This window comes from Vibrio bivalvicida (assembly GCF_001399455.2).
In the GTDB taxonomy this organism is placed as follows: Bacteria; Pseudomonadota; Gammaproteobacteria; order Enterobacterales; family Vibrionaceae; genus Vibrio; species Vibrio bivalvicida.
The window spans coordinates 1-11,797 of record NZ_LLEI02000091.1 but is presented as its reverse complement, the minus strand read 5'-3'; the positions used below and the strand labels follow the sequence as shown (position 1 = coordinate 11,797).

General features: G+C 42.8%; 8 protein-coding genes and 2 pseudogenes. 5 read left to right on the top strand and 5 right to left on the bottom strand.

Going from position 1 to position 11,797, the window contains the following annotated elements; translation table 11 throughout:
- The first annotated feature begins 121 nt into the window (after nucleotides 1-121).
- Nucleotides 122-676, top strand: a complete 555-nt coding sequence (locus APB76_RS21690; RefSeq protein WP_054962523.1) for a sugar O-acetyltransferase — start codon at nucleotides 122-124, stop codon at nucleotides 674-676.
- 123 nt (nucleotides 677-799) lie between these two features.
- On the opposite strand, the gene APB76_RS21685 is transcribed toward APB76_RS21690, so the two are convergent.
- A complete protein-coding gene (locus tag APB76_RS21685) occupies nucleotides 800-2,698 on the bottom strand; it encodes a PLP-dependent aminotransferase family protein (protein WP_054962522.1) in 1,899 nt (632 codons plus the stop codon).
- A 413-nt stretch (nucleotides 2,699-3,111) separates the two neighbouring features.
- On the opposite strand from APB76_RS21685, the gene APB76_RS21675 reads away from it, so the two are divergent.
- Both APB76_RS21675 and APB76_RS21670 read left to right on the top strand, forming a co-directional pair.
- Nucleotides 3,112-5,004, top strand: coding sequence for a methyl-accepting chemotaxis protein (locus APB76_RS21675; RefSeq protein WP_054962520.1), 1,893 nt, complete (start codon nucleotides 3,112-3,114; stop codon nucleotides 5,002-5,004).
- Nucleotides 5,005-5,318: 314 nt separating this feature from the next.
- A complete protein-coding gene (locus APB76_RS21670) occupies nucleotides 5,319-6,197 on the top strand; it encodes a 6-pyruvoyl trahydropterin synthase family protein (RefSeq protein WP_054962519.1) in 879 nt (292 codons plus the stop codon).
- Nucleotides 6,198-6,240: 43 nt separating this feature from the next.
- On the opposite strand, the gene APB76_RS21665 is transcribed toward APB76_RS21670, so the two are convergent.
- Nucleotides 6,241-7,995 carry a Na/Pi cotransporter family protein gene (locus APB76_RS21665; RefSeq protein ID WP_054962518.1) on the bottom strand — a complete coding sequence of 585 codons (1,755 nt, stop codon included), beginning with the start codon at nucleotides 7,993-7,995 and terminating at the stop codon, nucleotides 6,241-6,243.
- Nucleotides 7,996-8,339: 344 nt separating this feature from the next.
- Between APB76_RS21665 and APB76_RS21660 the strand changes: the two genes are divergently transcribed.
- A complete protein-coding gene (locus tag APB76_RS21660; protein ID WP_049845111.1) occupies nucleotides 8,340-8,813 on the top strand; it encodes a hypothetical protein in 474 nt (157 codons plus the stop codon).
- Between the two features lie 73 nt (nucleotides 8,814-8,886).
- On the opposite strand, the pseudogene APB76_RS21655 reads toward APB76_RS21660, so the two are convergent.
- The 3 genes and pseudogenes from APB76_RS21655 to APB76_RS21645 form a co-directional block, all read right to left on the bottom strand.
- A pseudogene (locus APB76_RS21655) lies at nucleotides 8,887-9,141 on the bottom strand (acetyl-CoA carboxylase, carboxyltransferase subunit beta); the annotation flags it as partial.
- Between the two features lie 111 nt (nucleotides 9,142-9,252).
- Complete coding sequence (locus tag APB76_RS21650; RefSeq protein WP_054962516.1) at nucleotides 9,253-10,203, bottom strand: DUF2860 family protein; 951 nt, start codon at nucleotides 10,201-10,203, stop codon at nucleotides 9,253-9,255.
- Between the two features lie 70 nt (nucleotides 10,204-10,273).
- Nucleotides 10,274-10,897, bottom strand: coding sequence for a hypothetical protein (locus tag APB76_RS21645; protein ID WP_054962515.1), 624 nt, complete (start codon nucleotides 10,895-10,897; stop codon nucleotides 10,274-10,276).
- A 588-nt stretch (nucleotides 10,898-11,485) separates the two neighbouring features.
- Here APB76_RS21645 and APB76_RS22785 point away from each other — a divergent pair.
- Nucleotides 11,486-11,744: pseudogene (locus APB76_RS22785) on the top strand (transposase); the annotation flags it as partial.
- Between the last annotated feature and the right edge of the window lie 53 nt (nucleotides 11,745-11,797).

Below are 11,797 nucleotides of genomic sequence, written 5' to 3'. Positions count from 1 at the left end.
GAAAAACACCTACTTGGTTAAGTTAAGGCTGAAAATGGGAAACGATTCGGTTCATCTTTTACTCTGTTTTATTTGTATGAAACCTTTATCCTGAGCTGGTTACGTTTACTAGGTATTCTCTATGTCTGAATTAGAAAAAATGATGTCGGGTCAGAAGTTTGACGGCGCCGACCAAGAAATAGACACGTTACGAAATCAAGCCCTCCATACTTTAAAAAGGTTCAACCAATCAATAGAGCCAATAGAAAGGCAGAAACTTCAGCAATCTTTATTGGGAGCGATCGGTAAGAGTGTTGTGCAGTCTCCCTTTCATTGCGAATTTGGCAAAACGATTGAGATCGGTGACAACACTTTTGTAAACATGAATGTTGTGATGTTAGATGGAGCAAAAATTACCATTGGTGATAATGTGCTAATAGGCCCAAGCACTCAGTTTTATACCGCTTCACACTCTTTGGATTACATAAAGCGCAGAAAATGGGAAACATATTGCCTTCCAATTACCGTTGAAGACGATGTTTGGATTGGCGGTAACTGTGTCATCAATCAAAGTGTTACCATAGGGGCTCGTTCCGTGATTGCCGCCAATTCAGTCGTTAATCATGATGTACCACCAGATTGCTTATATGGTGGAACGCCTGCTAGATTAATACGACGTTTAGATCAGGTAGATTAAGGCATTCTTGTTCGACTCTTAGTTTAGCAATCTCACTCGAATTGTTGTGTTGCTTCGCTTGTTGAAACTTAGCCCACTTAAAGTGGGCTAAGTTGTTTCTAATATTCCAAAGTTTCAAGTTCTCTAACGAAAGGACCGCCCCTTAAGTGGTAGCTGTATTTGTCTTACAGCGTTTTTCACTCGTGGTTTATGAACAGTAGTGTGTTTGATCTTCTTGAACAGGCGAGCATCAAATGCCCCATCTTGTTTCAAGTCTTCACATAGACTATCGATGAGTTGTTTATCCACATCCCACATAGTAAATAAGTGGACGTAGTGACGAACTTGATCAACCTCTTTTCCATCATCGCAGACTGTTACGGTGGTACTTTCTTTGGCCAATGAGTAGCGGAAAATGATTTCTTCATTTGGTTGGCAAAAGATTAGCGAGAGTGAAAGAGGAGTTCGCTGTAACCATAGGCCTTCAGGTAAAGGTGAGCCTTTCTTAGCCCAGTAATCGGCAACATCTTTGAGTTGTTTGTGAGCATACTGAGCCATTTCTTGGGCCTTCATGGTTAACCGTATCTGCTCCTTGTAGCTGTTCCGTGCGAAATACTCCCATAAAACTATGGGCGATAGGCCATTTCGCGAACCTGCAAATGTGGTGTCCGGCGAGCCGATGTATTCAGGGTTATCTGGAGGAGAGACCATATACTGCTGTTTGGTCATATAGATACCTGTTGGCCAAGGGGCACCAGGGAATTTGTGTCCGCTGGTCACTATTGAGTGCACCATTGGGTTTTTGAAGTCGAAGTCTGGTCCACTATAGCTGTCGTGTTCACTAAAAAATGACTGATACTCATCGCAATCTTTCGCCATTTTTATAAATGGCACGTAGCTTCCTCCAAGGGCGCCATCAATATGAAGCCAGTAGCCATTACGTGATTCATATCCACAACTCGGGTCATCTGGATCAATGGGAACCTGTCTTTCCCATAGCCCATTTTCCTCTAATATCGGCTTTAATCTCTGGGTGATCAGTGAAACGTTGTCGTACGCCCCTTTAAATGTCGTTCCACAGTTGAGCACGAGTAGAATAGGGTAGCCTTTTTCGGCGAAAAATGTGACGTACTTGATAAGCTTGTCTACGTCAATTGCTCCTGAACCCGCAGGTAGCTCTGGTGTTGGCCCTTCGGATTCAACCTCCGCAGGCCATTTTTGACCAGGATTCACAGGGTTGCAATCTGGGAACAGCCGATTACCTAGCTCACCAAAAGTTTCAATTTTCTCTACAGCCATAGCTTTTACGATGGAGTAGTGAGTGTCTTCGGAAAAAAACGCTACGGGAGTATAGGCATTCGGGGTTTGCTTAGGGGGAGTGGGGTGGTGCGCATACACTTGGCAGTTTGAAATAGTATCACCATCATCGGTTTCTGCGCGAATTTCCTCTTCGAGCAGCATGACACCACTGAGGTAATCGCGCGCATTCAACATACCGTACAAGTTACCTTCTGTGCTTCCCATTGTTAGCACATACCCCCAATAGCTTTCACCAACACCTTTCTGGAAGTCTCCATTTTCGTCAATGTAAGGCCCTTGAGAAGGCCATTGCGCATTCCATAGCGAAGCATAGTAATCCAGTACAGAGCGCTCTACACATTTCGAGTTGATCGTATAGTTACCGTTGACAAAGGGGTCTCCAACGTTGTTCAAACTGACATTGAGAAAAGGCGCCAATCGATTTTTATAACTTATGTTCTCTTCGGTCTGATAGCCAAGAAAGCGCTCTTTTTGGGAGTCTACGTATGCTTGAATTTGTTCGTAAACACTGTTTTGTTCACCGCAGTTTTGACCTGTGGGAGGCAGTTCAACGTCGAACCCATTAATAGCCTGCTCAGTGTAATGGAAATCATAGTTTCGCTCTGCGTATACCTCGATTGGGTCAGCAGATGGAGGCGTTATTTTGCCTATTGCGAACTCAGGAACTTGTTCGATCCAAGGCGTTCGCTTTGGACCGTAGTTGATTTTATTGCTGTTACTCATAATTTTTGCTCCAAGATTTAAATACTTAGTATCAGGAACAAGTAGCGAGAGTGTTTTTCGCTACCTAGCCAACACGAAAACTCGTGTATAGCTGACTATAGTCACTGAGCAGAGCCTCAATATGAACAGTTCGAAAAGTCGCTATGAGTTCTCATATATTCACGCGGAGAATGAGTTAAATGTAAATAAGAATGATTATTTATAAAAGTGTGAGGTGAAATGTTGATTGTTGGTGGAATTGCAACTAGATGTACTATTGATAACCTAGTTGCATATTGTATGGCGCTGGTTTTCGTTGGCTGGGTGATAGGTTGGTTTTACGTGCTGAGAACAATGCGCGAATCACAATATAATTACAGTAACCGATTGTCATTCATCATTCCGAGTAAGATCGTTGATGCGTGAGGTTTATGATGAACTTAGGCTTTAAATCAAGAATATATCTAGGTGTTGGTACTTTGGTAGCTGTTTCGCTAATTGTACTAGGGACATTAAATATCCTATCAATGAGAGATAAAATGGTTGATGGGCTTGTATCAAAAACTTCAGACAAACTCAGTTTTCATGTCACTGAACTCGAGCAGATGATGAAGTTTAGGATTAATGCCATTGAGCAAGGGGCACAGATCTTCAATACAACACTCAGTGACGAAGATAATCAAAAAATGGTGGTTTTACTTGCCAAGAGCGCTGCAATTTCAAATGTCATCATGACCTACGAAGACGGCCGAACTTATATGTCCATTGATGGGGCAAAGTTCGACTTTAGAACAAGGGATTGGTATAAGTCTGCGAAAAGCTCTGGTGGTGTTAAACTTACTGACATTTATCAAGACCAAGTAACTAAAGAAAAAGTAGTGAGCGTGACAATGCCAGTCACACAAGACGGGCAGTTTGTTGGCGTACTACTTGGTGATGTTCAACTTGGCGAGGTCATCACAACGGTCAGCAATATGCGCTTTGCAGGTGGTGCTGCGACACTAACGGATAGGAATGCGGTTTTCTTTGCCAGTGACGACCCAAATGATATTGGTCGAACGCCTTCTCAAATTAGCCCCAACTTTCAGGAAATGGAACAGATGTTTTTTTCCGAGCAGTCTGGGCACCTAACATTCCCTTATTTAGGTATTCAGTTTGATGGTTATTTTGAGCGCGTAAATCTGTCTCAGGACATGTACTGGACGTTAATGGTGTTTGTGGATCAGGATTCTGCACTTGCTGGTGTCTACAGTGCGATGTACGAGTCTTTTGCGACAGGAGCAATGCTTCTCGTGGTGAGCTGTGGGGCGATATTCTTCATCCTACATTTTGCTTACAAACCGCTTTTAAAACTCAAGTCTGCAGTTTTCGACCTATCTCAAGGCAATGGTGATTTGACCCAGAGGCTAGAGGTCAGTGGTGAAGATGATTTGGCTCAGATAAGTGCAGGATTCAACAAATTTGTAGAGAATTTACAACAGATGATGCTGCAGATCTCTCATGCCAGTGAGCACATCTCAGTTAGTGTTGATCAACTCGGTTGTACGGCAAGAGATAATGAATCGAAGCTTTTATCACATTCACAGGAAACAGAGCAGGTCGTCACAGCAATAACCGAGATGAGTGAGAGTGCGCGTAACGTGGCAGAGAACGTTACCCAATCTAACGGCATTACTGAAGAAGCGAGTAAAGAAGCGTTATCGTCACTAAGAATAGTAAACAATGCTGTTGATACCGTGAGTGCATTGGTGTCAGAAGTCGACGAGATGTCAAACAGCATCATGCGCATGAACCAAGACGCCAATAAAATTAGCAATGTGCTTAATGTCATTGGTGAAATTTCAGAGCAAACTAACTTACTCGCATTAAATGCGGCAATAGAAGCGGCGAGGGCCGGAGAGCAAGGTCGAGGGTTTGCCGTCGTAGCAGATGAGGTACGAGCGTTAGCAGCCCGAACTCAGAATAGTACGATGGAAATCTCGGATATGCTCAGCCAACTTCTTAGCGGCACAGAAAGCGTTGTAACGGCTATGAGTGCGACTAAGAACCAATGTCAAGAGACTGCAGACAAAACATCAGAGGTATCTCAAAGCCTATCTATGATGAGCGACTCGGTAAAAGAGATCGATGATGTCAGTACCCAAATCGCGGCAGCCACTGAAGAACAAAGTACGGTGGCCGAAGAGTTGAGCCGCAATATGCTATCGATACGTGATATTGTGGAGTCGCTAGTTAATAGCGGGCAAGAAACCGTTCAGGCAGCAGAAAGGCTGAATGATACCAATGATGATCTGAAACGTCAGGTTGCGAACTTTAAACTCAGCTAATGGATCTAATTTAAACCTTCTCATCACACACCTATCGCCCTAGGTTTTAATACACCTAGGGCTTTTAACGTAAGCCATCCAACTCGTTATTGACTAGACCCAAATGGTAGCAATTTTGTTACCGTGGACTATGTTTAAGCGAAATTGAACAGAGTTTGCTCTTTTCTTCTCTAGGAGGCGCAAAAAAGGTGGACTTTACCAAGTCGTTGATACATCCTGCCTCTCCATTTTATTCACCCTAAATAGTGAGACGAAGTGCCTGCTGAAATGACAATCAGCCTCCCGTATCTCATTAATGTAGTAAGGAGTTCAACTTGAACCTATTTGTAAGAGATCTTACCGTTATCGATTCTTCATACATCTGTGAACACAGAGGGGTCGTGGGAGATAGTTGGATTTTAGATGTTACCATGTCTGGTGAACTCAATGAAATGAGTATGGTATTGGATTTCGGTAGGGTGAAGAAGCAAATCAAACAGCTTGTTGATCAGTATGTTGACCACCGACTACTTGTACCAAAACAAAGCTCAGCCGTTGTTTACAAGCCAAGTAAAGCGGGTTACTCCACACTTGATGTTCTGCGTGGTGAGAAGAGTATCCACCTTCACTGCCCGAATGAAGCTTACTGCTTGATTGATGCGGAAGAGATTAATCTCGACAGCATTACCAGTCACGTATACCAAATTCTACGCAATAATCTGCCTAGCAATGTGACGGGTATAGACATTACACTACGCCACGAAAACATTTCAGGTGCGTTTTATCACTATACACATGGTTTGAAAAAACACGATGGCAATTGTCAGCGCATAGCGCATGGGCATCGTTCTCCGATTGAAATACTGGTGGATGGTCAGCGAGACAGCGTAAAAGAAGCGGCTTTTGCACAACGCTGGCAAGATATTTACTTAGGGTCCAAAGAAGATCAAGTTTTTGTTGCTGAACTTAATCTTAGCGAAACAGCCAATGGCGTCACAGACGAGACCCATTTTGGTTTTCGTTACACCGCTCCGCAAGGAGAGTTTGAGCTAGCGATTGGCAAAAGTGAAACAGAAATTCTACCGACGGATACTACGGTTGAGCTGTTAGCCTGCTATATTGCCGATGAAGTGAAACCGAGCTTGAAGGATGGTCAATCTTTGCAGATCATCGCTTATGAAGGTGTCGGTAAAGGCGCGATGGCCTTTAAGTAACCACTTTCTACCTGAAATCTAGGCATGTTTGCCACAATAGTTATTACTTGCGTAGCTGTAACTTAGCTACGCGCTTACTCAGTGTGTAAATTCTTTTCAAAGCTTCTACCCATTCCATTTGAATCCGAAAAATAGCTAATCTTTGTTCGGTTGCTTGAGAGAGCCTTTGCGCTTGGAGTTCAAGAATTGACTCTAGAAGGATATTGATTTCATTTTTAGCATTGAGCACATTCTCGGCTAATTGGCCATCTTCTCGGCGTATCGCATTGACGCTGTCGAGCAGCGCCTGATTAACTCTAGAATGGGTGCGATCAAGTGTTTCACGCATCTCTGGACTAGCTTGAATGTTAGCATCTAGTGTCTTATAACAGAGCGGCAGCATGTTGTTGGCGACGAGATCAGCAACACTTTCTAGTTGATCAGTAATGCTGACTAATTTAATTTGATGCCTGCTTTCTTGCTGTGTTAGCGGTGACTGACGTAACTTTCCAAGGTAGGAAAGAATTTTTGCGTGCAGCACATCTACTTCGTCTTCGACTTTTTCAATCTCTCTTAGGGTTTGTCTAATGGTGTGCTTCTCGTCTTCATTTTTGGGTTGGCTTGCTAAGGGAGGAAGTCGGTTGACCATGTTGGTCACTCGACGACCAAGACGACCAATTTCCAAGTGAGTTTGTTCAAGTGCGATATCTGGAGTCGATAAGTATTCTTTTTTGATGTATTTGAGTTGGACTTTTTGTTGTTCTTTTGCAGAAGCCTGATGAGGAATAAGCTTTTTAACTATCGTGACAAAAAAGGCGCTAAATGGCAGCATAATGAGCGTATTAGCGACATTAAACATGGTGTTAGCATTAGCTATTTGGCGCGGTGTTTCTGCTGCAAGGCGTTCGATACCATCTAAATCTGAGTAGCCAGGTGATATCGAGGTGGCAGCGAGCGCAATAAAACTGATCATTGGTAGCCAAATCAGCACACCAGCAAGGTTAAACAATAGATGAATGGCTGATGTCTGTTTTGCTTCAATGCTTTTGCCAATGGCAGCTAATAACGCAGTGACACAAGTTCCTATATTCGCACCCATCGACATTGCTATTCCAGACTCAAGCGTAATAAATCCCTGACTAGCTAGAACAATCACGATCCCCGTCGTCGCCGATGAAGATTGGACTAAAGCGGTAAACGTTGCGGCTAGCAAAATGGCAAAAATTGGGTTGTCCATTCTTGCCATAAAATCAATAAAAGGCTGGAAAACTCGCAATGGTGACATGGACTCACTCATTAGGTTCATGCCCAAAAACAACAAACCAAGGCCTAAAATGATATTGCCGTAGTTTTTGTTTTGTTGCTGTTTAGACGCCATTTCAATTGCAAAGCCTACAGCGATCATCGCCATCGCCGCTTTTGTTACTTTAAAGGCTATAATTTGCGCGGTAATGGTTGTACCGATATTGGCACCCATAATTACGCCAACAGCTTGGTTTAATGACATCAGTCCTGCACTGACAAAACCAACCACTAACACTGTCGTGACAGAAGATGATTGAATGACAGCAGTCAAACCTGCTCCCGTTGCAACTGAACTTATCCGAGTTTTGGTTAATGTTCCAAGAACTTGCTTCATACGACTACCAGCAGTTCTTTTTAAAGCATCGGACATCTTTTCCATGCCATAAAGAAACATGGCTAAGCCACCAAAAAGCCCCATAAACATAGACAAATAGTCGAGCTGATGAGGCTCAGAAGTCGCGGCGATAGCTGAGAAGGGGAGAATCCACAAGGCAATTAAAACGCAAGCTTTCATAGTTCCACTTATTATTGTTTTTCTATAAGCATAGATGAAAGGCTGTGTTTCGTAAGCTAATCGCCTCGCTGTTTCTCTCTAATGGTTGAAATAAAGAACCTCATTTTTCTATAAAAGCTATTTTGGTTGGGTAGCTAAAAGTTGCTGAGCCAGAATCACATATGTTTGTTTTAAGTTAGTAATGCGATAGGTTCAGTGGTACATAAAACAGAACACATAGAATAATAAGTTTAACTGTATTACTATCGTTTCATATTTTTGGGTGTGTGTTTGTACTACAAATAAGAGATTTTACGGGCCCTTCACACCGCTTAACTCAGTTGCAACCAGGAGACAAAGAGCGTATGCGTATAGTCTACAGAGCTGATACTCGTCCCCCTTCAACCATCTTTTCTGTCGGATTCAAGCCTCGTTTTAAAGGGGGGATCCAAATCCAAGACGGCGGACAAATGATAGGGGGGATTTCGACTTCAAAAGAAATCACTATAGCGATGAAGTATGCATCTTTATACGGTGGCTATGTTTATGCTCTATACAGCGATGATAAATCGGTCGATGTGGTAGATGAGCTTTATAAAAAAGGTAAGCATGCTGCTTTGCCCAATGCTTATACGCAAATGGAAATCGCGTGTAACTCTATCCCGCCCAATCAAATAGTTATGGCGCGTAAAGTAACGTGTGATGATGATAAAAATATGACATGGGAAGGGGTGTTCGAAACCAACCCCAAACGTGAACAAAAGCAAGATAGCGACCCAATGTATATTACGGCAAACTATCTGTTTAATTTGGATATGCCTTTTAAAGCTCCTGAATAGAGTACTAACCCAAAGCTGTTGGTGATATTGAACAGTTTAGCCAACAGCTTTGAACCTCTTACCTAAGTGGGATTCACCAAGTTGTATTTGTCATTTTAGCTATTAATCCACCAACTCGTTCGCGCATATCACGTCTGTCTATAATCATGTCTATAGCGCCATGAGCTAAGAGGAACTCACTCCGCTGAAAGTCTTCGGGTAATTTTTCACGAACGGTATGCTCTATAACACGGCGCCCCGCAAACCCTATTCTTGCTTTAGGCTCGCCGATATTGATATCACCCAACATCGCAAGACTTGCAGAAACGCCTCCGAATGTTTGGTCAGTAGGCAAAATTACCAATTTTGAGACAAAACTAATCAACTACTTCATTGAATAATATCATTGGTAGCAGAGAAAGCCTACGGCGAGACTTTCCCTGATTGAGTGGTTTGGCGTTTAGAAAAAGTAACTCACGCCCACGCCGACCATGTAGTCGTTTTCGTCGTAAAAAGTGATGTTTGAATCGGAGCGACTGTAGCTGGCGAGCGCGTTAAACCCTAGGTTGTCCCATCCCATAAATCCTTGATATTCATAGGCAAACGTAGCCTCATACCCTTTGTCTTCACGCTTTCTCTTAAACATAGGGTTAACGGCTTTGTAATCGGCTTTGAACAGCCCGCCATGTAAAGAGAAGAGGTGATTACCATCAATGTACATTGCTGTCAGAGCGGCACTGTAGCGGCCATATGCCATGGCTTTACCGTCTGCCTCAAATTGTCGATATCCAAAAGATGGTTGTAGTAAAATATCGTGGCTAAGTGGGATCCCATTAGAAACCTCTATGTTGTACCCCTTACCGCCTCGACGTAGCAGTGTTTGGTCAACAGCGTAGCTACTTCCAGAGAACTCACGCTCTAACTTCTGATCGTAATAGGCTAGGTCAACTTTTAATCCAGCGTCTTGCACGTTCTCGAAGGTAATACGATAGGCATTGCCAGAAATGTCGGTTTCTTTACGCGCTTTGTTTACTAGGTAAGGGTCTTGCCAAACCTTTCCGTTAGCTATAGTAGGCAAGTAAGAAAATGAAATAGCATGATCATCCGTCAGCAAACGAGAGTATCCAAGCTCCATAGCAAAAACGCCTTGGACGATGTCATCCCTAGACATCCCAACAAAAACCTGCTGTTCGCCAAAGTTGTAACGCAACTGACCAAAAGGCCCTTGTTGCGTGCCAGAGTGTGAAGTGCCTGCGCTATTGAGCTCACCTGTTTTAGTACTGTTTTCAGTACTTAAGTTACTGGTACTTTTGCCATAGCCCACCATATACGACAGTTCACCTTCGAATCCATCAGCAAAAGTGGCGCCACTAACAAGAAGGGAAACGAGTAAAGCAGAGTATTTATTCATGTTGTAAATCCTATCGGAAGTTTTCTATTAAGCCCTAGGGATATTCCTGAGTGGGCTTTTGTCTGAGAGTCTATGGGGTGATAACGCGGTATTGAGCTAGTTCACTTTGTGTCATCCAGTGAATGTCACTTGCAGGAGCCGCCTCAAGGGTAAACCAGTAGAAGTCTGGTTCGACATTGATGTGGTTGTAGTAAGTCAAATATTTTTGATGGACTGGGTCGGACTTAGGCACTTGCCCTCCATCGGTTCCATCGGAGCTTTCCCAGCTATGTACACCTATTTGTGGATGAGCATCTTCGGCAGTTCTATGGATGCCTGCGAGAAATAAGTCAACGCCACCACTGGCGATTAGGCCGTCTTTGTTTAAGTGTGTGTTGATGCCCATGTCATGGATGAGCTTTGAAAGTTTTAGATTGGTTTCATCGTCGCTGCTGCCTTCAATAATATTGATGTTGAGCGTATGAAGATTTGGATAAGATCCTGTAAGTCTGACAAATGTGTCGAGTGACCCAGAGCAAATGACACCATCTAGGCTCACCACATTCTCATTTTCAATGGAATATGTGAGAGGTTTACTGCCCGAAAGCTCAAAAAAGCCACACTCTGATTTGAAGACATGACCGTTGCTACTAGTGGTACACGCGATTGTTATAAAGGGCAGGATAAAAATGAAAGAAGTTCTAGCAATGTTCATTGTTAAGATCTATTGGTTGTTGTTGGACTTATATGCCTAACAATATCAATCTGCACTTAACAAGTATGTCTAAGGTAAGTAAGGAAGTGTACGTAGGAGTCACGATGATTAAACGTGAGTAGACAAAGAGACTTATGATTGAAAAACGACTGATTGTCTTAATGTTGCATTATAAGCATCTGATTATTATTTATTTTTTGTGTTGAGGAAGTGATTGGTATACATAAATATAATTGTATATTAATGCAATCTATTGGTTAGTTGTCGAATTAGACTGTAATGGTGAGCGTGATATTACAATGTACATACAAAATCATGACACAGGGTTTGCAGTGACATAGATAGGAAAGGTTTTTAGGATGTGTAATATAAGCACAAGGACTTTATCTTTTATTAATTAACACGTAAGAAAATCATCTTGAAAGACGGTTTCACTATACTTTGCATAATCTACCGGCTTTGTTGCGTAATTCGATGGAACTAAATCAGGAAGTGACGATCTGATCGGCTACATCAGTGAATTATCGTAGCCTTATTCCGAAATCTCGTTACAAAACAACTAACTGAAAGCATTACAATAAATCCTTAATTAACAGTGGTTCTCTGACCTTTTGGATTGATGAGGAAACGATAGCCGAGTGGAAACAAAGCAAACAAGGTAAGCGCGGTAGACCTTGCCGATTCAGTGACTTAGCCGATTACAACAGCACTGATGGTGAAGCGCGTTTTCTCTATGCCATTGCGAGTGCTGCAAGATTTTCTAGACTCAGTATTTAAGCTCGCTAACATCCCGCTTGTTTGTCCGCACTACACCTGTATAAGCCGTCGAACTAAGGACGTTGAGGTGTAGTGGTACGGTGAATTTGGCCACCTGATTAGAGGTGTTAAGATGCACCTCGT

Bases quoted from the DNA above. Each gene is read 5' to 3' on its own strand.
- APB76_RS21685 (WP_054962522.1), bottom strand. From the start codon at position 2,698: ATGAGTAACAGCAATAAAATCAACTACGGTCCAAAGCGAACGCCTTGG.
- APB76_RS21650 (WP_054962516.1), bottom strand. From the start codon at position 10,203: ATGAATAAATACTCTGCTTTACTCGTTTCCCTTCTTGTTAGTGGCGCC.
- APB76_RS21665 (WP_054962518.1), bottom strand. From the start codon at position 7,995: ATGAAAGCTTGCGTTTTAATTGCCTTGTGGATTCTCCCCTTCTCAGCT.
- APB76_RS21645 (WP_054962515.1), bottom strand. From the start codon at position 10,897: ATGAACATTGCTAGAACTTCTTTCATTTTTATCCTGCCCTTTATAACA.
- APB76_RS21675 (WP_054962520.1), top strand. From the start codon at position 3,112: ATGAACTTAGGCTTTAAATCAAGAATATATCTAGGTGTTGGTACTTTG.
- APB76_RS21690 (WP_054962523.1), top strand. From the start codon at position 122: ATGTCTGAATTAGAAAAAATGATGTCGGGTCAGAAGTTTGACGGCGCC.
- APB76_RS21660 (WP_049845111.1), top strand. From the start codon at position 8,340: ATGCGTATAGTCTACAGAGCTGATACTCGTCCCCCTTCAACCATCTTT.